Origin of the sequence: Flavobacterium sp. PL11 (genome assembly GCF_035985025.1) — a bacterium.
Classification (GTDB): domain Bacteria; phylum Bacteroidota; class Bacteroidia; order Flavobacteriales; family Flavobacteriaceae; genus Flavobacterium.
Map to the genome: position 1 here is coordinate 69,451 of NZ_JAXCIA010000016.1, position 23,767 is coordinate 93,217.

Here is a 23,767-nt window from a genome sequence, read left to right on the forward strand (position 1 = left end):
TACTATCAATCAAGGTTAATAAAAATCTTATGGCAACGTCTTTTTTTGCCATTGTAATTAAGGAGGAATCTAGTAAGTGAATAGTTTGATAACTTTTTTAATTCGTGAAATGAAATATTATAATCTATTATTTATATTTATTTAAAACGTCATACAATGAGATAACACTAATAGCGGGCTTACTTATCTTACCTTCAAATGAAATTTTAATTTCTTTTCCAGCTTCTAAATCTATGTAATTATCTGTTAATTTTCCTGTGTACCCTTCAATTTCGATGTAAACATATTTTGCAGCTTTTAAAGCTTTTAAAGTAATCTCATTTCCTTTTAAATTCCAAGTTATATTCGGATTTTCTAATGGCAAATTGATTGGTCGCGTTAAATCTATTTCTGGAATAATATCATCTCGATAAGCCTCCCGCATGGCATACCAAGCGCCTTTTGGTTGCCGATTGTAATAATCAGTCACACTCCAGCTAGTTGCGGGCCAACAATCGTTGAGCTGCCACACTAATGTCCCCATATTATAAGGTGCTTTAGAACGGTGAATTCCGATAATATTTTTAAGTGAATAATATTGTAAACATTGTGTTAGATAGGTATAATCTTTTACATTCATTTTTGCCACTTTGGTCGAATCAATAAAATAGCGATGCAAATACGAATTTAGTTTATCAAAACCATTTCCCGCTTTTTGATGTGCTTTTAACACATCTGAAAATAAATGTCGATCTTCAGGAGCAGTAATTTTTTCAATAGTAGAATAATTGGGCATCGCTTGCATTCCGTATTCGCTTACAAAACGACCCGTTCTATTTTTGTTGTCTTCAATATCGGCTAATCCCCACCATGTTCCCCAGTAATGACTATCGCCTTCTGTATAACTTTTTTCTCTTCCCCAACCAAATAGTGGTGAACTGCTTGTATAAGGTCTTGTGGGATCTACTTCTTTTACCCATTTTGGGATACTGTCTTGAAATAGTCGCACATAATCTTTCCACAAACGAGTGGAGTCTTGTTTAGACATTTTCATTGATTTTTGCCAACCCCAATTATTAAATGCTTCGTCGATTTCATTATTTCCACACCAGAGTACAATACTTTTATGATGACGCAAACGCTTAACTTGGTACTTCACCTCTTCCCTTACATTGTCAAAAAAAGCGTCATCACCAGGAACCATTGCTCCAGCAAACATAAAATCTTGCCAAACATTGATTCCGTATTTATCACACAATTCATAAAAATAATCATCTTCATAAATACCGCCACCCCACACGCGAAGCATATTCATATTCGCATCTTTGGCTGATAGGACTACTTTCTCATATTCTTTTTTAGTCATTCGAGAAAGTAAAGCGTCTGAGGGAATATAATTAGCTCCTTTCATATAGACTGGTTTTCCATCAATTTTAAAATAAAATGATTTACCAATACTATCAGGTTGTTGCACTAATTCGACCTTACGACTTGGCACATATTCTTTCTCTTTTGGTTTCACATTATAGGCTTCCAATCTTACTTCTTTCCAAATGCCACAAGTAGTTAATTTAGGACCCCAATCCCAACCGAAATGATACTGTGCTTTTCGCGCATAGGTACGGGGATTATCCGGTATTACAAAGGGAAGGTCTTTTTTAGCCAATGAATCAACCACGTTTTGTGCTGATAGAAATACAACTTTTAACTGATTATCTCCAGAACGCAAAACGCTCTTAACATCAGCGCGCCATTGGCGAAACATATTATCCGCTTTTAGTATTAATTTTCCATTTAGATATACCGTTGCGTAGGTATCTAATCCATCAAAAACTAATTCAATATACTTATTTTTTAATGTTGCTGGAGTTACAGCAATCGAAGTTTTATACTCCCAATTTTCTTTCTCAATCCATTCTAGTTTTTTCTCATTGTCGCGATAATACGGATCTGGTATCATTTTATTGTTAAGCAAATCACTGTGTACTTCTCCTGGAACAGTAGCACTATTCCAATTTGCAGTTCCCTGCTGACGAAATTGCCATCCTTTTTTTATAATATTACTACTGTTTTGAGCATTGACTAGAAAAGAAAAACTCGTCACGCAAATGATAATTAAATAATAAAAGCTATTCAGATTTTTCATTATTATGGCATTTTAAATTTTTATAAGAGCCTCTCTCTTCTATAGTATTGTGATAAAAACTTTTACTTATATCAACCTAACATTCTTCTGTTCTTTGTATCATTTAAAGTTCATTTTAGCAACTTAATCATTAAGATCATTGTTTATAATGCTACTTTTTTTGCGTGCAGCTTGATTGTTAACACGCAAAAAGAATAGAACTAAAAGACCTTTTTTTTCTAAGTGAGCTATTGCTTTCTTTACAAAGACAGATTTTATATTAAAAATAAGTCGGGTAAATTTTACCCGACTCATTTTAAACTAACTCAAAAATAAAAATAATTATTGCTTTTTAGCCCACCATAGCGGCGTAAGTACATTATCAGCACCACCTAAAAAACCTACTGCTTGATCATATCCTTTGGCATTTGAATTTTTAAGACCAGAAGGATATTTTAATCGCTGTGGAAAAAATCCAACTTGATTGCTCATAAAGTTCCCATTTGTAAGAAGCGGCAGATTTACTAAAGGTGATTCAATAGCAGGGTTCTCAAAGAATGGTAAACCTAAACGTCTATGGTCACTCCATCCTTCTAGAGGTAACCAAGGCGTTTGAGCGATAAACTTTTGTGTTATAATCTTTGTAAGCAAATCATTTTTTACCGTTCCATTTTTATACAAATCATTTTTAGGATATAAAATAGTTGCTACACCGGCTACATCAGTGTAACCATTTTTAAAATTCATAGCACGACTTGCAGGCGGCTCAGTAGTATGTGACCAACTTACAGAAGTACCGGCTCTATTATAATCAGATGATGCAAGATAAGCACCTAAATGTGAGGAAACTCCCCAGTAAGCAAAATTAGCTTTGATTCCATCTTCATAAGCAGCTTGACCACTCATAGGAACTGTCCAGCCCTTTACAGCAGCTTCTGCTAACAAGAAGTAAGTTTCCCATGGAGCAAAAAAGATTCTTTTACTTTTGCTTCCTCTAAATTCTTGTGACATTCGCGGCATAGTGCCGTTAAAAGATCTCACTTGATTTGTGCTCGCCATAGCTCCCCAGTCACCAACAGCAAAAGCATTCCATGTGTTTGTTGCATTGATTGTTTTGACCACTGCACCAGTTGCACCTAGTAAATTTGCAGAGGTAGTCGTTGAACTATCATCCCATGAAGGATATTTAGAAAAATTAGGATTATTTAAGTCTCCGGGAATAATAAATGCTTTATAAGCACGTGGATCAATTTGATTTGGCAAACCATCCAACCAATAGCCGGCAGCTGGCTCATTAGTTTTCATAGCAAAATGATCTGCAAATTTTAAACCGATATAATCAACTGGTTTAACACTAGCATGAAATGAAGAAGCTAACTGATCTATTGACTTTATACCTCCTAATCCGATATAAAGATTATTTAAAGTAACAGACATAATTTGTGAATTCCACTCACGACTCATTACTCCTGTTAAGTCATCCCATCCTGATTTTTCTTGTATTTCAAAAGTATCAGTGGCATCTTTTAATAAATCACCTGCAGCAGCAGCTTCAAATTCAGCTTTCGCTTTCGCTGGGTCTACCTCAGCTATTCGCATCGCTAATCTTAGACGCATGGAGTTGGCATACTTTCTCCACTTAACATAATCATACTGAAAAGCAGGATCCTGTTTCTTTAAAATATCTGGATTTATAACCGCAACGTCTAATTTAGTTGAAGCGTCTTTAAGCTCTGCTAATAAAAAGTAATAAACGTCTTTAAGATTGTTAAATTCTGGGTTTTTAGCCTGGAAAGCTTCAATAGCTATGGGACCAAAATTATCTGCTAATTCACTCATTAAATATACTCTCCAAATACGAGCTACTTGTTTTAAATTAGATGAATAGGCTTTTACATTGCCCTTTGCTTCTTTTTCGTCAGCTACTTGAATTGCAGTGTTTATGGAATTTAACCAGCCCGCAGAACTATTATAATAAGCAGAAGTCCAATCATCATTGAAGCTACCACCTGAAATTCCTGTACTTAGCATTTGATGTCCTGCTGTTTTCCAATAAAGAACAAATGATCTTTCAGCTACATCAGGATTCATTTGTGAACCAATAATAGCGTTATTTATAAAATATTCTACCTGCACCTGATCCGCATTTGCTGCAGTAGGGTTTGTATTTATTTCGTCGAAGTTATCGCACGAAGCAAGCATAACGACCATTGCCAGACCCAAGCTTGATTTTTTTAATATATTTTTCATGATATAAAAATTAATAATTTATTTAAAAGCTTAAGGCTAAATTAATTAAAAAAGTACGGGTAGTTGGTGCTCCACCATTTTCAAAACCTACTGCGTTTGAACCTGTTGCAAAAACAGATTCTGGGTCTAAGCCATTCATGTGGCTTTTTATCATCCAAACATTATTACAAGAAAATCCAATTTTAGCTTTTTGAATATATGTTTTAGTTAAAAATTTAGAAGGGAAATCATAGTTCAATTGCACATTTCTTAAACGGATGTTAGATGCATCATACATATTTGCTTCTGTAATACCTAAATTACCAGAACCCGCAACTCTATCCCAATATAACTGAGTAGGCACTGCTTTAGTATTTGGAGAGAAATTCGAACCACTTGCAACAACGCCGTTAACAATAAAATCTTCTCTTAAACCATCAACAACAGTCAAGGATGAGTTTCCGCTTGCTTGCATATCAGCTAAAGTTCCTGAAAACATTTTTCCGCCAATTCTAGCATCTATTAAAAATGCTAATGAGAAATTTTTATACCCGAAAGTATTTGTTAATCCTGCCATTCCTTTTGCTTGTTGATTACCTAAACTAACTGCAGCTCCAGGAGCTGTCTGTGGTAATCCATTGGCGTCAATTATTAACTGTCCAAATGCAGGATTTGTATTATCAGTAACTCTTAAGTATTGACTTCCATATATTTCTCCGTATTGTTTTCCTACTTCAGCAACAACTGAAATATTATCAAATCCACCTAATCCATAACGGGTCACTCCTTCAGATAGTGCAATAATCTTACTTTTATTTGTTGAGAAGTTTGCTGTGAAATTCCACAATAATGAACTTGGATTAGTTAATATTCGTCCATCAACAACTAATTCAAATCCTTTGTTTTCTATATTACCAGCGTTAATTTTCTTAGCAATATAACCACTTAATGGATCTAACGGGAGATTTATCAATTGGTTTGTTGCGTTAGATTTATAAAATGATGCGTCAATACCAAATCTATTATTAAAGAAACGTAATTCAGCTCCAAATTCCGTAGATTTAATCAACTCACTTTTAACATTTTCATCATACAAAATTTTTCCTCTAGAGGCTGTTACGTTTCCATTAGGATCTTTCCCAATCCCATAAACATTTTCTAGTTGATATGGATCTAAATCATTCCCTACCGATGCGTAACTAGCTCTTAATTTTCCATAAGATATCCAATCTGGCAAATTAATATCCATAGTAGTAAACATATCAGTAAATACATAAGATAGACTCAATGATGGATAAAAGAAAGAGCGGTTTGCTTTGCTTAATGCAGAAGACCAGTCATTTCTAAAAGTAGCATCTAAATATAAGTAGCCGTCATAACTAAGTTGAGCGGAACCAAAAACTGAATTAATTGATTTCGTGCTAAAACCTTCGCTTACTCCTGGATTCCCTTCAGAATTATTTATAGCAAATAAATTAGGAACTACTAGTTGTCCCGCATTGGCACCCACTGATGATGATTCACGCTCCATCAAGTTACCTCCTAAAGTTGCCATTCCTCCAAATTTCCCAAATAGATCATCTTTTTGAGCAATTAATAATGCTTGATAATTAGTTTCTGTAAAAGTACTTTTTCCTAAACTGTATCTTCCAGTTGGAGTCATTGGACTACCACCAAAGGTTCTTGCGTTTGAATTATTAGTGTACATATCAGCTCCTCCTTTAATCTCAGCACTTAACCAACTTGCTACTTGATATTTTAAAGAAGCATTCATCATAAAACGATCTCTTACGTCTTCATTCAAGTTAAATTTATTGGCCCAATATGGATTTATACCACTACCGCTTCCGAACCAAATCATATTACCTTGTGCATTTACGCCTTCACTGAATTGTCTAATATCTAATGATCTTGGAAAAAGATTTAAGGAATAGAATTGATTAGTCCCATTAGGTCCGCCTACAGTTCTATTGTTTGCTTTTGCATTTGTATATTGAAACTTTGTATCAACAGTCCAACGATCACTATCACCAAATTTCGACACAGCTCTAGCTAGTAAATTTGTTCGTCCTAATCTAGCACCTGGAACCATGCTTAAATCTTCCATTCGGCTTACAGAAGTGTAAATAGAAGTTTTTTGAATAGACTGTTGAAATGAAATACTATTATTTTTAGTAACGCCACTTTTACTAAAATAATTATCTACATTATCATAGGAAGCTAACATCTCTGTCTTTCCATCCCAATTAACAACACTTTGACCTTCAATTTTAGGTCCCCAACTTGAACCAGAAAGTCTGTCAAAAATCTTATTAGAGCCTTGTCCAAAATCACCTTGCATTCTCGGTTTAGTAAAAATAGTTTCAAAACCTACAGATGAAGTAAAAGTAACACCTAGTCCTTTTTGTTTTTTACCAGTCTTTGTAGTAATTAAGATTACACCATTACCAGCTCGTGAACCATAAAGTGCTGCAGCTGAGGGTCCTTTTAATACCGAAAGGCTTTCTATATCTTCTGAATTTAAATCTGAAATACCGTTACCCATGTCAAGACTTGGAACATAATAATCATTGTTAGTTGCTCCTGTAAAGTTATCCATAGGAACTCCATCAACAACAATTAATGGTTGGTTATCACCAGTTAAAGAGTTGAAACCTCTCAATACTAATTTAGAAGATCCACCTGGACCTGCACTAGAGCGCACTACTTGCAATCCAGCTACTTTTCCAGTAAGTGCATTTGCTAAATTAGGCTCTCTAGCTTCTACAAGGCTTTGCCCTTTGATTTCTTGAACTGCATAACCTAATGATTTTTTCTGCTTTTTTATACCTAAAGCTGTCACTACTACTTCTCCTAACTCTTCTGTATTTGAAGCAAGAATAATAGTAATATTGTTTTCATTTGCAGCAACGTCAACTGATTTTGAAATAAAACCCATCGATGAAACTGACAAGTTAGCTTTACCAGTAGGAACACTAATGGTGAACTTCCCATCAAAATCAGTAACTGTACTAATGGAAACTCCTTTGACCTTAATGGTTGCCGAAATAACTCCTTTGTTATCCTGATCAGCAACAATTCCTGTTATGGATCTATTTTGCGCAATTGCACTGAAGCAACTAAACAAGATTAACCCTAAAATTACTAAAATTCGTTTCATAAGCATTTGTTTTTTTTTGGTTTGTGATTACTATTAATAAAAATTTGAATTCAAATTAGTCATTATATTCATTTCAATTAAAACAATTTAGCAGCGCTGTACTTTCATTTTTACAAGCTAAATCGTTTTAGTAAATTATAAAAAAAAGTCACTCTAAAATAGAGCAAAAAAATTAAATCAAAATTAAACGGAATTCCTAATCACCAGCTTACCTTTTTGCAATACCTTTTCTACAATATAGTTGTTTTCACTCTGCATTTGACTCATTAATAATTGTACGGTTTTAACAGCAATATCATTTATTGGCTGTTCCATTACTGTTATTGGCGGTGAGTGTAACCTAAAACTATCGTGATCATCAAAACTAATAACTGATAAATCATGGGGCAATGTTAAACCTAGTTTTTGAAAGGCTTGAAGCCCAGCAAGACCCATGTAATTTGCTAAAAAAAGAACACCATCAATCGTTTTGTTACTTTCAAAAAAACGAACTATCTTTTCTATTTTTTGTTCCTCACTACTATGGTAGTCTAAATGAAGAGTCAGTAATTCATTGTAAATACCACTATTTTTCATAGCATCGATATAACCATTTTCTCTTAGCTGCATTTGAATCATTCCTGAATCATTATTTATAACAGCTATATTTTTTCTGCCATGTGTAATTATGTGACTTGTTGCGCTATATGCGCCTTCATAATTATCCATAACCACATGACTTACGTCCTGACCTAAAAAGTAACGATCAATTAAAACCACTGGCACTTTCATTTTTAAAAGTTGATCAATACTTTTATCCAGCTTCTCTGTTGGAGTGATAATAAAACCATCAACGTTTGCCTGTAGTAAACTTTGCACAATTTCTGAGGACCTTTTGTCATCATTATCTGTACTACAGTAAAAAACTCTATATCCTATTTTAACCGCTTCTTCTTCTATCACTTTAGCAAGAACAGAAAAAAACGGATTTGAAATATTTTCCACTATTAAACCTATAGACTTAGTACGTCCTGTCCTAAGACTTGTTGCCGTCATATTAGGCCGGTAATTTAATTTTTCAACTACTGCTTGAACTTTTTTTATAACTGCAGTACTAATTCCCATTTTTTCACCTTTGTCATTCAATACAAAAGACACCGTTGAGATAGAAACTCGAGCCTCCATGGCAATATCCTTGATCGTAATCTTTTTCATTTGAGAAATTAACATTGTGATATTTTCATCACAAATATATATAATAAAACTTTTTCTAAAACGATTTTGTCACCCCTTTTTTTTATAATTTATAATTTTAAAGTTAATTATTTAATTAATGAATAATTTGAAAAAGTAAAAGACCACTGAATTTCTTAGCAAAATCAGGATCTTTTACGATCTATCAACAATTCATTTATTCTAAAATTAATTACTCGATTTATTAATTAAAATAATCTTACACTCAATTTTTAAAATATTAGAAACACTTATTAAATACTTTTAACTCACGAGAACCATCAGGTATTTATTAAATACTGGTTAAATTTTCATCTTTTACTGATACAAATAATCAATTGAATGCTTTTCGATGTGAAAAAACACTTTAATTATCACCATCTTATGATAGCACTTCCCCAAGTAAATCCGCTTCCAAAAGCAGCCAGTACCACTAAATCTCCTGACTTAATTTTACCCTGTTCCCAAGCTTCCGTTAAGGCAATTGGAATAGATGCTGCTGTTGTATTACCATATTTTTGGATATTATTAAAGACTTGATCGTCACTTAACTTAAATTTATTTTGGATAAACTGCGAGATCCGCAAATTAGCTTGATGCGGTATTAACATATTAATATCCGAAACTTCTAAATTATTAGCCTGCAAACCCTCATTAATTACTTCACTAAAACGCACAACTGCATTTTTAAATACAAATTGTCCGTTCATGTGTGGAAAGTAACTCTCATCATTAGGATCGTTATCTGCAAGAATATCTGAAACCCAGCGACCACCCATTCCAGGTGCTTTTAAAACTAACTCCTCAGCATGTTGCCCTTCTGAATGTAAATGTGTAGATAAAATTCCCTTAGTTACATCTTCCTCTCTACTTAAAACAGCTGCTCCGGCTCCATCTCCAAAAATTACTGATACGCCTCTTCCACGAGAAGTCATATCTAATCCTGATGAATGGACTTCTGATCCAATTATCAATATGTTCTTATACATTCCAGTTTTAATATATTGATCCGCTACTGATAGAGCGTAAATAAAACCTGAACACTGATTTCTTACGTCTAATGCACCTATTGTTCTTAAACCTAAGTCTCTTTGCACCAATACACCTGGACCTGGAAAATAATAATCAGGACTTAATGTAGCAAAAACAATAAAATCTATATCCTCTTTAGCTACACCAGAACGTTCAATAGCAATTTGCGCAGCTTTAACGCCCATTGAAGTTGTGGTATCTTGTCCTGCTATGATATGCCTACGTTCTTTTATCCCTGTTCTTTCTTGAATCCATTCGTCATTGGTTTCAATTATTTTTGATAAATCGTCATTAGTAACGACATTTTCAGGAACATAAAAACCTAATCCTGTTATTTTTGAATGATACATATATTTTTTTATTAAATTTTGTTTAAATCTATAAGAATTTAATTTTTTGAACTTAAAAACCAACTAACTATTAATGACTAAAAATAGAATATTTTTTGGCTAAAATATAAATCTAAAGAAATAAAAATTTATGATTTTTATGTTTATTAATGAATGCAAACTCCTGCTTATTCCTATTTCTAAAGTAAATATAAATTATATATCTCCAATAAAATTGAGTACAAAAGTTAAAAAAGATTATTTATTTTCAAATGTAATAACATTAGGTTATTTTCGAGAATTATTAGTTAACACGACCGCTAATTTAAAATCATTCAAATTATGAAGTTAAAATTTCCTTTTTTCCTATTTTTAGGGCTTAGCTTAAGTGCCTTTGCACAAGAAAACTTAAGTTATCAAAAACCTTCTAAATCCATCTTAGAATTAGCTGATTTCGAAAGAGCTCCTTCGGTATCAATGGACACTAAGAAAGAGTATATGCTACTTTCCTATAGAAATACGTATAAGTCACTTGATGATCTTAACCAAGATGAATTGCGTTTAGGCGGATTAAGAATTAATCCTATTACTAATATTTCGAGTACTGTTACTTACATTAATAATCTTAAAATCAGAAAATTAAAAGATAAAAACGAAATGCAAGTTACAGGATTGCCTGAAAATCCAAAAATCAGTAACATAGCTTGGTCACCAAATGATAAAAAAATCTCATTTTCTCATACAGCAGCCTCTGGAGTTGAGCTTTGGGTGATTGATGTAGCTTCTGCCAAAGCCACTAAGCTTACCGCTGCTACTGTAAATGCTAATATAGGAAGTCCCTTTAGCTGGATGAACGACAATGAGACTATTTTAGTAAAAATGCTTCCAAAAAATAAAGCAGCCTTATTAGATTCTAAAAAAGATTTACCTGCAGGTCCTATAATATCCAATGCTGATGGCGAAAAATCTCAAAATAGAACTTATCCTGATATGTTGAAAAACAAGAATGATGAAATTAATTTTGAGAATATTATGACATCTGAATTGTATCAAGTAAACTTAAACGGAAATGCTACTTTATTTATGAAAGCAGATATGTACGCTGGAGAAAGTTTTTCGCCAGATGGTAATTATTTAATGGTAACCACTATTGAAAAACCGTTTTCTTACATTGTTCCACTTAGTCGTTTTCCTTCAAAATCAACAATTTATGATAGGTCAGGAAAACAAATAAAAGTAGTGAATGAAGTGCCATTGACTGAAATTATTCCAAAAGGTTTTATGGCTGTTAGAAAAGGAAAAAGAAATATGAGCTGGAGATCAGATAAGCCAGCAACTTTAGTATATGCTGAAGCTTTGGATGGTGGAGATCCAGCTAACAAAGTTGCATTTAGAGACGAAGTTTTTCTATGGAATGCTCCTTTTAATGCTGCACCGACATCATTAGTAAAAACACCACAACGTTATAGCCGTATGACTTGGGGGAATGAGACAACTGCTATTGTTGCTGATGAATGGTATGACACTCGTAATACCAAGACTTATTTAATTAATCCCTCTAATCCTAATCAGGCTCCTAAAGTGATTTTTGATCGAAATTCGCAAGATGCTTATTCAAATCCAGGTAATTTTGAAACACGAAAAAACGAATTCAATCGCTATGTTCTAGCAATTGAGAATGACAATGCTTTTCTTATTGGAGATGGATTTACAAAAAAAGGTCAATTTCCTTTTATTAGCGAATTTAACTTGAAAACATTAAAAACAAATCGACTTTATACCTCAACATATACTGATAAAAAGGAAGATATTATTGAAATTGAAGATTTTAAAAAGGGAATTGTTTTAGTTCAAATTCAATCTAAAAATGAGTATCCAAATTATTACTTGAGAAATATAAAACAAAAAAATAAATTAACCGCTATTACTGACTTTAACAATCCTTTTGAAAGTATTAAAAATGTGAGTAAAGAAGTGATAAAATACAAGCGCAAAGATGGTGTTGAATTATCAGGTACTTTATACTTACCAAGTGGGTACGATAAAGCCAAAAAAGAAAAAATGCCATTGCTAATTTGGGCTTACCCAGCTGAATATAAAGATAAAAACTCAGCAGGACAAGTTACTCAAAACCCAAATGAGTTCACTTTTCCTAGTTACGGCTCATTTGTATACTGGGTAACTAAAGGATATGTTGTTCTTGATGATGCTGCTTTCCCAATTATTGGCGAAGGAACAACCGAACCTAATGATAATTTTATAACGCAATTGGTAGATAATGCTGAAGCTGCGATCAATGCTGTAGAGGCTTTAGGTTATATTGACAGAAAAAAAGTAGCCATTGGCGGTCACTCTTATGGCGCTTTTATGACTGCTAATTTGCTGACCCATTCTAACCTATTTGCTTGCGGCATTGCAAGAAGCGGTGCTTATAATAGAACTTTGACCCCTTTTGGTTTCCAAAGTGAGCAACGTAACTATTGGGAAAGTCCTGAAGTGTATACTGCCATGTCACCATTTATGAATGCGGGTAAAATGAAAACACCAATGCTTCTAGTTCACGGAGAAGCAGACAATAATCCAGGAACTTTTACTTTGCAAACAGAACGCTATTTCCAAGCTTTAAAAGGACTAGGAGCTCCAGCAAGAATGGTGATTTTGCCAAAAGAATCTCATGGTTACGCTGCAAAAGAAAATATCTTGCACCTGCTATGGGAACAGGATCAGTTTTTAGAAAAGTATTTAAAGAATTAATGACATCGTAAATAATATCAAAAAACCCCGAAAAATTAATTTTCGGGGTTTTGTTTTTTAAGATAACATCAAATACACTTCTTGGTTTAACGCTAAGTCTAGATCATGTTCAAAGAAAATAGCTCTTTTTTCAAACGCAGCTTTAATTAAGTAGTGACTGCCTTTAAAATAACATTGCTTTACCACTACTTGCATTAATGCGTTGTCAACCACTTTCAATTGATGTGGGTATAATAAAAGAATCTGATCATCGGCAACTTCAACATCAATCAAATTTGATAGTTTTATCTCGTTCACCTCTCCAAAAAGTGAAGCAACATATTTAGTTGTTGGATTTTCATATAATGTTTTTGAATCTCCTTGAGCTACCATTCTACCATTTTGAATAACAATCGTTTCATCAGAAAAAGCAAGCGCATCTGTACTATCGTGGGTAGCAATAATACAAGTAACTCCTCTATCTTTTAAATATTTAAATAAATTGCGTCGTAATGCATTTTTTCGAAAGGAATCTATTTGACTAAAAGGTTCGTCTAGCAAAAGAATTTCTGGCTCCAATGCTAAAACCCGCGCTAGTGCCACTCTTTGTTGCTGTCCACCACTAAGAAATTTTGCTTTTACTTTTGCGAAAGCATTCATTTCAACCATATCTAATAACTCTTGAACACGCGCCCTTTTTTGTTCAGGATACATATTAGACAAGAATTTACCAATATTTTCTTCAACAGTAATGTAGGGCATCAAGTCAAAATCTTGTGCTAGATATTTAATAAAATCTTCACCGGGTACCAATTTATTTTTAGGACCTAAAATAGGCTTTCCATTATACAGTATCGCTCCACTATCTAAATCATACAATCCATAAATGAGTTTTAATACTGTACTTTTGCCGCAACCGCTTTCGCCAATTAAAGCTGTGTTTTTACCTTTTGTAATTGCAAAACTAACATTCTCAATAACTGGTTTTTCAATATACGTAAATGTTATGTCTTTTATCTCTAGCATCATTAATATTTAAGAGTGCAAATTTACAATGTTAAATTTATTTATACCACGATTTGATTCTGTTTATCATTCAATTAGTAATGAAAAAATAGTAAAATTAAAACCCATTCCTATTTACTAAATAAATAATCAATACAATATCAAAAAATAAATAGTAGGTCGTTTTACTTATCCGCTAATCAACTAAAATAGGTAGTATTTAAAAATATTTTATCCTAATAGTTTTTTATATTACTTACAGATTTCACTTTTACTTTTTCAGCAAATAAAAGTGATTATCAAAAAAATTAAAATCAGATTAAACATAAAAAAAGGCTGCTTCTTTACGAAACAACCTTTATAATTTAAAAATATTTTATTAATTTTTACTTTCTGCTTCAGAGTCTTTAATCATTTTTTCATTAGCAGTGATAGCAAATTCAACACGACGATTTTGACTTCTTCCTTGCAATGTTTCATTTGAAGCAATTGGATCAGCAATTCCCAAACCAGTTACTTGAAATCTACTTGACGCTACACCTTTACCCGATAAATAATTTTTGACAGACGCGGCTCTCTCTCCTGAAAGTTTTAAATTATATTCTGCTGCACCAGTATTATCTGTATAACCATAAATAGTAATATTAGTATCAGGATATTCACTTAATACAGGAACTAATTTATCTAGGTTTGCTTTTGCGTCAGCGGTCAAAGATGATTTATTAGTATCAAAACGCACTGCGTTTTCATTCAAAACTAATTTGATACCTTCACCAACACGCACTACTTCAGCGCCTGGAAGTACCTCATCAATTTGTCTGGCTTGCTTGTCCATTTTATTTCCAATAACGCCACCAGCAACACCACCTACAACACCACCAAGAACAGCACCCATAGCACCATTTCCACCTTTACCCAGATTATTTCCTAGAACGCCACCTAAAACTGCACCAGCAATAGCACCTATTCCTGCTCCTCTTTGTTTTTGATTGGTGTTTTTTACAGCTTCGCAACTTGTAAACATAGAACCTATAACCATTATTGTTGCTATTGCAACTACTGAAATCTTTTTCATAATTGTAATTTTTATCTTAATTATCTTTTTTGGAATTGGTAAACAACATCAGTTATTTTTCCGCCTACATCAATTTTATCAATCAATTGGAATGATGATTCTGTTTGATTAGCTAATCCTAAAACATATCCATCTCTTACTTTCTTCGCTTTTTCGCCAGCATCTAAAATTTTAAGTACAAATTGTCCATTATCATTCACAAACCAAGTAATTGGTGAATCAAACGCAATACAATTTGCTTTGTTTAATGCCATTGTTCCTTTGTTATTATTTGAAACAAATTTCCATGTGCTACCTACAAAACACTCTGAATCTGCTAATTGAAAAGTATTCACTTTAATATATTCTGATCCTGGATACGTCACAGCAGTAATCTCCCAATTTCCTTTAATAGCAACCTGTGCTTTTCTATCAGTACCAGTGTTTGTAGCCGACTGTGATTTACAGGCAAAAAGCACTACAGATAGCGCAAACAATAAAATAATTTTTTTCATTTTTGTAGATTTTAATGAATTAATACTTACACAAAGGTAGCTAGCTAATCGCTATTTTTTGTTGCATGATTATAATAAATTTTATTAAAATTATCACTTACGCCATTTTGTCACTTTAATTACAAATGGTATTGTGTTTGAAAGATCATAAGCCATTAAAACAAAATTTAATATTTTAAAATATGGCAACAGGTAAAATTAATGTCTCAGTTGAAAACATCTTTCCCTTAATCAAGAAATTTCTATATAGCGACCACGAAATTTTTTTAAGAGAATTGATTTCAAATGGTACTGATGCAACGTTAAAGCTTAAACATTTAACAAGTATTGGAGAAGCTAAAGTGGAATATGGCAACCCAATGATTGAAGTAAAAATCGATAAAGAAGGGAAAAAATTGCACATTATCGATCAAGGTCTAGGAATGACTGCTGAAGAAGTGGAGAAATACATCAACCAAGTTGCTTTTTCTGGAGCTGAAGAATTTTTAGATAAATACAAAGATTCGGCTAAGGATTCTGGAATTATTGGCCATTTCGGTCTTGGTTTCTATTCGGCTTTTATGGTTGCTGAAAAAGTAGAGATTATTACTAAATCTTATAAAGACGAACCCGCTGCTCACTGGATCTGTGATGGAAGTCCAGAATTTACACTAGAGCCAGCAGATAAAACCACTCGTGGAACTGAAATTATTTTACATATTGCCGAAGATTCTTTAGAATTTCTTGAAGATTCTAAAATCAAAGGTTTGCTGAATAAGTATAATAAGTTTATGCCTATTGCAATTAAATTTGGAACAAAAACAGAGACACTTCCTAAACCAGAGGATGCACCAGAAGATTATGTAAATGAAACGGTTGAAAAAGACAATATCATCAACAACCCTAATCCAGCGTGGACGAAACAGCCAAGTGAATTATCGGCTGAAGATTATAAAAATTTTTACCATGAATTGTATCCTATGCAATTTGAGGAGCCATTATTCCATATTCACTTAAATGTAGATTATCCTTTTAACTTAACTGGAATTTTATATTTCCCTAAATTGGGTTCTGATTTACAAATTCAGAAAGACAAAATCCAGTTGTATCAAAATCAGGTATATGTAACTGATAATGTAGAAGGAATTGTTCCTGAATTTTTAATGATGCTAAAAGGTGTTGTTGATTCACCAGATATTCCACTAAACGTATCTCGCTCTGGATTGCAAGCGGATGCTGCGGTTAAGAAAATCTCTAACTACATTACTCGTAAAGTAGCTGATAAATTGAAATCGTTGTTTACCGAAAACCGCGCCGATTTTGAACAAAAATGGAATGACATCAAAATCGTTCTGGAATACGGAATGTTATCTGAAGATAAATTCTATGAAAAGGCAGGGGCTTTTGTTTTATACCCAACAGTAGATGACAAATTCTACACTCTTGAAGAGATAAAAACAAATCTTGCTGCAAATCAAACGGATAAAGATGGTAAATTAGTCGTTTTGTATGCTGGAAATAAGGAAGCACAACACTCTTACATTGAGATTGCAAAAGAGAAAGGGTATGAAGTTCTATTACTTGATTCTCCTATTATCTCGCATTTGATTCAAAAAATTGAAGGCGATAACAGCAACATAACTTTTATACGTGTCGATTCAGATCATATTGATAATCTTATCAAAAAAGACGAAACCACGATTTCTAAATTGTCAGAAGAAGAGCAAACCAACTTAAAAACCGTTTTGGAATCAATTGTTCCTAAGCAAACCTACACGGTTCAACTAGAAGCGCTAGACAGCAACGCATCACCATTCATTATCACGCAACCAGAATTCATGCGTAGAATGAAAGAAATGAGTCAATCAGGCGGTGGTGGCGGAATGTTTGGAATGGGTAATATGCCAGAAATGTATAATTTAGTGGTAAACACTAATTCTGAATTAGCGACCAGCATTCTAAACAATAAAGATACAGCAGCTCAAGAAAGCTTGATTAAACAAGCACTTGACTTGGCTAAACTATCACAAAACCTTTTAAAAGGAGAAGCACTTACGGCTTTTGTAAAAAGAAGTTTTGAGTTGATTAAATAAGCCGCGAACCCATTTTATGAATTAAAATGGCGTAATTGCTAATTCCGGATTAGTACGGAATATCAAATATATTAAAGCTGTCCACCGCTGGGCAGCTTTTTTTTTTGGAGCAGAGTATGCGGTTTTCAAAAGAGGTTTTGTCCCGCTATGCGCTGCAATCTTTGCTTTTGGCTACCGCCAAAGCAAAGGATTTTCACTGCTATCGGGGCTAGAAATGAGGTGTGATTTTTATAAGAGGTTGTTTATAAAATAAATTTGTAAGAATATTTTAATATATTTGAAAATCAATAAAGCGAAACAAACCTTCGCCAATCTATCCACATTTGGGTGTATATGCGAAGGTTTGTTTCGCATATATACTAGTTGTAGGCTATGTTAAAAAAAGAAGAAAAAATAACCATCAAAAAAACCAAATTTAAATTATGAGTATATTATTACAAACTCTTATTGACACACCTGATTTTTGGAAGATAGCAATAGCATCAATATTTTCAATTATTACAATAACAATTGGATACAAAAATTATAAAAAGAAAAGTCCAAATACAACATCACCACTTCAAATCGAGAATAATCCTCAAATATCACCAACAAATAATAACGCAAACAATTTAACAGTGAATTTTGCAAGTAATGCTGAACAATTAAATTCAGATAAAATCACACCAATTAAAGAAACTATTGATATTGATAAATTGCGAAAGTCAACATCAATTCTTTTTATTGACGATGACACTAAATTTAAGGTTGTAAAAATTCTTATTAACGAAGGGTGGATTAATACTAAAAGCATAACTGACTTGAAATCTTATAATGATGACGTAATTAAAAACAGTGATATTGTTTTTGTTGATGTTCAAGGAGTCGGTAAAATTTTAGACTGTAAAGATGAAGGTTTAGGACTTGCACTAAATATAAAAAGTAAATATCCAGATAAAAAAGTTGTAATCTATTCAGCAGTGCAAATCCATAATGTATTTCACGATGCAATTCAAAAAGTAGATTTTCTTCTTTCAAAAGATGCAGAACCGTATGAGTTTATCAGTTTAATAGAACGATTTAGTAAAGAATTAAACTAATGAGTACATATGTCAAACTCGTAAATAAAGACAATGTTATTATTTATTCTAATTTACCCAAAGAACAAGATTACTATTTTGAGCTTTGCGAAAATAAAACAGAAATCATTGAAAAATGTGAATTTACAGGTAAAAAAATTAGACACGGCAAAATTATTTCTGAAAATGGAATAGCATATTTAATTACATTTAATTCTGAATTAATAAATAAACCAAGATATTTCAAAGAAAAGTTAACTATTTATTCTGAACAAATTCAAGAAATAAATAATATCAAAAACAAATTAACTCAAGATATTCAAGCAGATAATCGAAGACTAATTCATAACATCACTTCATTTAACGGACATAATATTCAAGAATTATATGTTGTAGTTCCAGAAGAAAAATTAAGCAAAGATTACAGAAAAGTAAAAGAAACGATAAAAACATATTTATCTAAAGATCCTGACGCTGTTGCAGATGCATTCTTAAGAATTGCAAAAAACAGTATTGCAATGAAAGCAGAATTTACGGTTTTTAAAAAATTAGATGGAGGTTCTGCAACACTTCAAAAACAACAACATTACATTAGAAAAGTAGTTTTAACAGTTTTGCATGTTTTTTATCAAGATTTTAAAGAATTAGATGTTCATGTTTTAGTTGAAGATAATGAAAAACTTTTAAAATTTGATTTTGAAACGATTAGAGTAGCACTTTACCATATTATAGATAATACAGCGAAATATATTTCACCAAATACACAATTGAAAATACTTTTTTCTGAAAATATAGATAATAATAATTTCAGTCTAATCGTAGAAATGATTAGTATGGAAATAAAACCAAATGAATTAGATGATGTTCTTCGTGAAGGATATTCAGGAGTTTATGCTAAGCAAAGTGGTAAAAATGGAGATGGTCTAGGTTTGTATATTGTAAATAGAATTTTAAATTTAAATGATGCAAAATTAATTGTTCACATAAATCAATTACCACTTTACTCTAAAAAGATTGAAGGAATTAATTATGTTAGAAATACATTTGAAATCGTATTTGACAACTAAAAACACAGCCTACAACAGCTGTTTTGATATAGCTGGAATTTAGTGGAATTACCGTTTCGCATCATATTTTCGTTAAGCCGAAAACTGAGCGGTTACGAACTTCCAGCCATCTCAAAGCAGCAAAACGTTAGGCATAATGCGGGCTAAAGACTCTCGTTTAATTTATTTAAAATTGCTTTTTTAATATCACGCATTGGAGAAGGTTCATCATCTTTTAAAGTAGATTTAATTATAAATCCTTTTTCACTTCTAGTTCCTTGCAAGGTGTATGCGTAGTTATCAGAATCATCTTCTGAAACATCTTTAAAAATTTCATCTAAATAATCGTTAAATTTATCAGGAATTAACCAAAAACTTTGATTTTCGTGAGGAGTGAGTGTATCGTCTTTATGTCTCAAAAGAACACAATCACTTCCATAATCACCAGCATCAATTCTGACCTGTACAACTTTACCAACTCGGTTGTTTGCAATATTTTCTTTTCCTGCAATAAAACCAGTTATTACATATTTATTTTTCATTTCAGAAGTCCAATTATGAATCATTTTTCCAAAATATTCTTTGTTATCTGCTATATTCATTTTTTGTTAATTTTAAATTATCGTGTAAAGAGCACTATGCCTAACACGTGTTTTGCGTAATGCAAGGATTTAGTGTAATTATAGGTTCGCATCATATTTGGTGCAAAACAGAAAATTCACAGTTACTTAGCCTTGCACTACGCAAAGCACCAAACGTTAGGCGTCATACTAAAAAAACTGCTAAAATTCAACCTTATTTTTAAATACGAAAAAAAAACGTAAATTCGCATAATAAATTTTGAATGAAAATTAAATGAAATTAACTGTTGACAATCTTGGAAAAATAGTTCAAAGCGAAATTGAACTAAATAATCTAACTATTTTAGTTGGAGATAATAATTCAGGAAAGACCTACATTACTTATAGTATATATGGAATGTTAAAAAATTGGACTGATTTCATTAACTATAATAGCTTCAAAAATTTAGAAACAAGACTTAAAAGTGAAGGTCAAATATCACTAAATAAAGAGGAAATCCAAGAAATAGTATCTAAAAGTATTGTTACTGAAAGCTCTAATTTTCAAAAGAGAATTAGAGATTTATTCAACGATAAAGAGAAAATATTTGCTGACGCAAAAGTAAAATTGGATTTTGAAAAACCTACCGAATTTAAGGATTCTGAAAAGAAAATCCAAATTGGAGAGAATATAGTTTTTGATGGTAAACTTGAAAATAATATTTTATCTATAAGCTATATTAAACAAACAAAAAATGAAATTGACGACACTTTGTTTAAAAGAGTTCTTGGTGATTTATTTGCATATTTAGTATTTGATGAAATTTTTCCAGACCCAACAATTATAACGGCTGAAAGATTAGGGATTTCACTTTTCTACAAAGAACTAGACGAGCAAAGAAATTCTTTAGTTGACGGTTTACAAAAACTTGACGATAAAGAAGGTAACTTTCATCCTTTTGAACTTCTAATGTCAATGAGTGCTTATTATGCAACTCCAATTAGAGATCATATTGCTTTTACAAGAAATTTGGATAATATCAAAAAAAATACTTCAAAAATAGATTCCACTTATCCTATGGAAATTATTAAAGAAATATTAGGAGCGGAATTTAAAAAAGAAAACAAACAAGATATTAGGTTTTACACAAAAAATAAAAAAAACAATAAATTTGATATTCCACTTTATTTAGCATCTTCTTCTGCTAGATGTATTGTTGATATTTATTTTTATTTAAAACATCTTGCAAAACAAGGTGATATACTTATTATTGATGAGCCAGAAAGTCACTTAACATTAAAAAATCAAAGATTAATTGCAAAACTTATTGCATCGATTATTAATCTTGGCATTAAAGTCTTTATTACAACTCACAGTGATTTTCTTGTAAAAGAATTAAATAATTTAATTTTATTATCTAACGAATTTAAAGATAAGAATCAATGGCTTTTAAAAAACAAAAAGAGTTACTCTAATTTAGATTTCATAAAAAATGATGAGGTTTCAGTTTATCAAGCAATTAATGGGAAACTCGATAAACTAAAAGTTACAAATAAAGGAATAGAAATTCCTTTCTTCGATGATGAAATAAATAATCTATTTTCTATATCTTCAGATTTAGATTATTTAATTGATTAGTCTATGAGAGAAATATTCTGCGATGAAGAAGTTATTCAGAACTTTGATTTACTAAATCAAACTATGATTCTTAAAGAAATAGACACTAACCAAGAAATTTTAATTGGAGGAATTCCAACTGATTCTATATTACTAAAACTTGATGTAGATAAACGTGAATTTAAAAGAAAGTCTATGTATTTAAAAAGAGATACGCCTATTATTCACAAAGGTTGTGATTATTGTTTAATTATTCCTTCTCAAGAAAAAATAATTTTATTTGAACTAAAGTCTTTAAAACCGAAAGTTAAAGACTACGTAAATCAATTTGTTGCTTCTGAAATTTTTATAGAATATTGTAGTAAACTTTCTAACTATATTAGTTGTACAAAAATCACTTATACATTTCAAAGAATTTTATTAAGTCCTAAATATAATATTGGTTTCACTGCAAGTAGTAGAATTCAGGATATATCTACATCCGATAGTTGTGGTAATTCAATTGATATAAAAACTCCAGGATTTCCTGCCAGAATTAGACTTGAAAAGTTGATTAAATAAAAGTACGAACGCACAACAGCGGTTTGCAAAAATGGCGAATTATGTGGTAAATTCATATTTATCTATCGCAAGAAATTTTATCTTAGCCGAAAAATCTCGGTTACGAAGTTCGCCACTTCCGCAAGCCGCCAAACGTTACCAGAAAGCAGTAAAAAATCGAAACATGAAGATTATCTTTCTAACATTCTTAACACTTCAAATTTTTGTCTGCCGTGGACAGAAATCTGAAACTCAGATTCAATTTGACCTTGAAATTTTAAATAGCGAAAGCAAAAAAAGTCGGGATTCATTACATAGTTTGATAGGATCATTAAATGAAAAGACCAAAACTACAATTGAACCCAATATCCTTGAGAAACTTACTTTACAAGCTGACACCTTATGGAACCTAGCAGATAGAATTGAAATACAAGAGTTAAAGCGTAATCTTGACTTTGCTAAAAAGCATCCTTATTCTTTATATGCATTTAAACTAGTACAGCAACAAATTTCTAGGCAGCCAGGTAAAAATTTTTATAACGACTTTGAAGAATTATACGTCAATGCATCACAAAATGTGAAAGAGAGCGACGCGGGAAAGAGGATGTCCGAACAATTGATATTTTTTAAGCAAAGCAAAGTGGGAAGTAACGCACCCGCATTTCAAGGAAAAGATGTAAGGGATGAACACATTTCACTTGAAGGTTTTCGTAATAAATATGTTCTAATAGATTTTTGGGCAAGTTGGTGTGCTCCGTGTAAAGAAGAATTTCCATATTTAAAGGAATTATCTACAAAATATGGGAAAGATAAATTTGAAATCATCAGCATTTCAATTGATGAAAACTTGAATAATTGGAAAAAGACAATTGAAAAAGACAAAATCAATAATTGGATTCATTATTCTTTAGTAGAAAACAACAGCACTGTAAAACAAGATTATTTTGTGAACGGGATTCCTCACAAAGTTCTGATTGATAAGAATGGACTAATAATCGGGAAATGGAAAGGTGGAGGAGAATTGAATAAAAAAGAATTGCAAGAACAGCTATTAAAAATATTTGGCTACTAATTCTGCCTTCTGGTAACACACGCTAAGCGCCATTGCCAACTTTTTTTGTAGCCAGAACATTTGTTTTCACGAAAATATTTTATCTTGCCGAAAGTTCTCAGTTCGCTTTCATTGGCAACGGACGCCTAGCGCGGGAACGTCAGGATGTGAATTTACCCCACTTTTGCTCAAATTAACTCAATAACTCCTTTTCTATTCGCACAAAATTCGCTTGTAAGCGAGGCGGTTTTTGGAGATAGAAATAAATGTTTACTAATTTTGAACTCGCATAAGAGCTTAAAAAAGGTCGTTTTCATTACGGCATACCCTTTTGGTGGGTATTTTGCATTCCACTTCTGGATTTTATCAATTAAATCGGGAACGCCCAGAATATTCATCGTGCGTTTGATGTTGTACACTAACATGATCAAACTGTGTTCGCCATTTAC

Annotated in this window: 16 protein-coding genes and 1 pseudogene; 7 read left to right on the plus strand and 10 right to left on the minus strand. The window is 32.1% G+C overall.

Going from position 1 to position 23,767, the window contains the following annotated elements; translation table 11 throughout:
- Positions 1–127: 127 nt before the first annotated feature.
- The 5 genes from RCH18_RS10095 to RCH18_RS10115 form a co-directional block, all read right to left on the minus strand.
- A complete protein-coding gene (locus tag RCH18_RS10095; protein WP_326936633.1) occupies positions 128–2,125 on the minus strand; it encodes a beta-mannosidase in 1,998 nt (665 codons plus the stop codon).
- A gap of 321 nt (positions 2,126–2,446) precedes the next feature.
- On the minus strand, positions 2,447–4,354 hold the full coding sequence (locus RCH18_RS10100; protein WP_326936634.1) for a SusD/RagB family nutrient-binding outer membrane lipoprotein: 1,908 nt from the start codon (positions 4,352–4,354) through the stop codon (positions 2,447–2,449).
- A 22-nt stretch (positions 4,355–4,376) separates the two neighbouring features.
- Entirely contained in the window at positions 4,377–7,493 is a 3,117-nt protein-coding gene (locus RCH18_RS10105) for a SusC/RagA family TonB-linked outer membrane protein (protein WP_326936635.1), read from the minus strand.
- 183 nt (positions 7,494–7,676) lie between these two features.
- Positions 7,677–8,732 carry a LacI family DNA-binding transcriptional regulator gene (locus tag RCH18_RS10110; protein ID WP_442788156.1) on the minus strand — a complete coding sequence of 352 codons (1,056 nt, stop codon included), beginning with the start codon at positions 8,730–8,732 and terminating at the stop codon, positions 7,677–7,679.
- Between the two features lie 347 nt (positions 8,733–9,079).
- Positions 9,080–10,087, minus strand: coding sequence for a 3-oxoacyl-ACP synthase III family protein (locus RCH18_RS10115; RefSeq protein WP_326936637.1), 1,008 nt, complete (start codon positions 10,085–10,087; stop codon positions 9,080–9,082).
- A gap of 321 nt (positions 10,088–10,408) precedes the next feature.
- Between RCH18_RS10115 and RCH18_RS10120 the strand changes: the two genes are divergently transcribed.
- Entirely contained in the window at positions 10,409–12,820 is a 2,412-nt protein-coding gene (locus tag RCH18_RS10120) for a S9 family peptidase (protein ID WP_326936638.1), read from the plus strand.
- 57 nt (positions 12,821–12,877) lie between these two features.
- Here the strand turns inward: RCH18_RS10120 and RCH18_RS10125 are convergent, their stop codons facing one another.
- The 3 genes from RCH18_RS10125 to RCH18_RS10135 all read right to left on the minus strand — a co-directional run bounded on the left by RCH18_RS10125 (position 12,878) and on the right by RCH18_RS10135 (position 15,373).
- Positions 12,878–13,825 carry an ABC transporter ATP-binding protein gene (locus RCH18_RS10125; protein ID WP_326936648.1) on the minus strand — a complete coding sequence of 316 codons (948 nt, stop codon included), beginning with the start codon at positions 13,823–13,825 and terminating at the stop codon, positions 12,878–12,880.
- 358 nt (positions 13,826–14,183) lie between these two features.
- A complete protein-coding gene (locus tag RCH18_RS10130; RefSeq protein WP_326936639.1) occupies positions 14,184–14,879 on the minus strand; it encodes an OmpA family protein in 696 nt (231 codons plus the stop codon).
- A gap of 20 nt (positions 14,880–14,899) precedes the next feature.
- Positions 14,900–15,373, minus strand: coding sequence for a lipocalin family protein (locus RCH18_RS10135; protein ID WP_326936640.1), 474 nt, complete (start codon positions 15,371–15,373; stop codon positions 14,900–14,902).
- Positions 15,374–15,555: 182 nt separating this feature from the next.
- On the opposite strand from RCH18_RS10135, the gene htpG reads away from it, so the two are divergent.
- The 3 genes from htpG (at position 15,556) to RCH18_RS10150 (ending at position 19,570) form a co-directional block, all read left to right on the plus strand.
- Entirely contained in the window at positions 15,556–17,445 is a 1,890-nt protein-coding gene (gene htpG, locus RCH18_RS10140) for a molecular chaperone HtpG (protein ID WP_326936641.1), read from the plus strand.
- Between the two features lie 422 nt (positions 17,446–17,867).
- Complete coding sequence (locus RCH18_RS10145; RefSeq protein WP_326936642.1) at positions 17,868–18,524, plus strand: response regulator; 657 nt, start codon at positions 17,868–17,870, stop codon at positions 18,522–18,524.
- Positions 18,524–19,570, plus strand: a complete 1,047-nt coding sequence (locus RCH18_RS10150; protein WP_326936643.1) for a sensor histidine kinase — start codon at positions 18,524–18,526, stop codon at positions 19,568–19,570. Before RCH18_RS10145 ends, RCH18_RS10150 begins: the two co-directional genes overlap by 1 nt.
- Positions 19,571–19,713: 143 nt before the next feature.
- Here RCH18_RS10150 and RCH18_RS10155 read toward each other — a convergent pair whose 3' ends face one another.
- Entirely contained in the window at positions 19,714–20,151 is a 438-nt protein-coding gene (locus tag RCH18_RS10155; protein ID WP_326936644.1) for a hypothetical protein, read from the minus strand.
- Between the two features lie 253 nt (positions 20,152–20,404).
- Between RCH18_RS10155 and RCH18_RS10160 the strand changes: the two genes are divergently transcribed.
- From RCH18_RS10160 to RCH18_RS10170, 3 genes are read left to right on the plus strand one after another with little or no spacing between them, the layout of a single operon-like run.
- Positions 20,405–21,748: an AAA family ATPase gene (locus RCH18_RS10160; RefSeq protein ID WP_326936645.1), complete on the plus strand. Its 1,344-nt coding sequence runs from the start codon at positions 20,405–20,407 to the stop codon at positions 21,746–21,748.
- 3 nt (positions 21,749–21,751) lie between these two features.
- A complete protein-coding gene (locus RCH18_RS10165; protein ID WP_326936646.1) occupies positions 21,752–22,288 on the plus strand; it encodes a hypothetical protein in 537 nt (178 codons plus the stop codon).
- 43 nt (positions 22,289–22,331) lie between these two features.
- On the plus strand, positions 22,332–23,339 hold the full coding sequence (locus RCH18_RS10170; protein ID WP_326936647.1) for a TlpA family protein disulfide reductase: 1,008 nt from the start codon (positions 22,332–22,334) through the stop codon (positions 23,337–23,339).
- A gap of 167 nt (positions 23,340–23,506) precedes the next feature.
- Here RCH18_RS10170 and RCH18_RS10175 read toward each other — a convergent pair.
- Positions 23,507–23,767 (minus strand): annotated as a pseudogene (locus RCH18_RS10175) (hypothetical protein); the annotation flags it as partial.

Coding starts and splice junctions, on each gene's coding strand:
- RCH18_RS10135 (WP_326936640.1), bottom strand. CDS start 15,373: ATGAAAAAAATTATTTTATTGTTTGCGCTATCTGTAGTGCTTTTTGCC.
- htpG (WP_326936641.1), top strand. CDS start 15,556: ATGGCAACAGGTAAAATTAATGTCTCAGTTGAAAACATCTTTCCCTTA.
- RCH18_RS10115 (WP_326936637.1), bottom strand. CDS start 10,087: ATGTATCATTCAAAAATAACAGGATTAGGTTTTTATGTTCCTGAAAAT.
- RCH18_RS10165 (WP_326936646.1), top strand. CDS start 21,752: ATGAGAGAAATATTCTGCGATGAAGAAGTTATTCAGAACTTTGATTTA.
- RCH18_RS10125 (WP_326936648.1), bottom strand. CDS start 13,825: ATGCTAGAGATAAAAGACATAACATTTACGTATATTGAAAAACCAGTT.
- RCH18_RS10150 (WP_326936643.1), top strand. CDS start 18,524: ATGAGTACATATGTCAAACTCGTAAATAAAGACAATGTTATTATTTAT.
- RCH18_RS10130 (WP_326936639.1), bottom strand. CDS start 14,879: ATGAAAAAGATTTCAGTAGTTGCAATAGCAACAATAATGGTTATAGGT.
- RCH18_RS10155 (WP_326936644.1), bottom strand. CDS start 20,151: ATGAATATAGCAGATAACAAAGAATATTTTGGAAAAATGATTCATAAT.
- RCH18_RS10160 (WP_326936645.1), top strand. CDS start 20,405: ATGAAATTAACTGTTGACAATCTTGGAAAAATAGTTCAAAGCGAAATT.
- RCH18_RS10145 (WP_326936642.1), top strand. CDS start 17,868: ATGAGTATATTATTACAAACTCTTATTGACACACCTGATTTTTGGAAG.
- RCH18_RS10100 (WP_326936634.1), bottom strand. CDS start 4,354: ATGAAAAATATATTAAAAAAATCAAGCTTGGGTCTGGCAATGGTCGTT.
- RCH18_RS10105 (WP_326936635.1), bottom strand. CDS start 7,493: ATGAAACGAATTTTAGTAATTTTAGGGTTAATCTTGTTTAGTTGCTTC.
- RCH18_RS10095 (WP_326936633.1), bottom strand. CDS start 2,125: ATGAAAAATCTGAATAGCTTTTATTATTTAATTATCATTTGCGTGACG.
- RCH18_RS10120 (WP_326936638.1), top strand. CDS start 10,409: ATGAAGTTAAAATTTCCTTTTTTCCTATTTTTAGGGCTTAGCTTAAGT.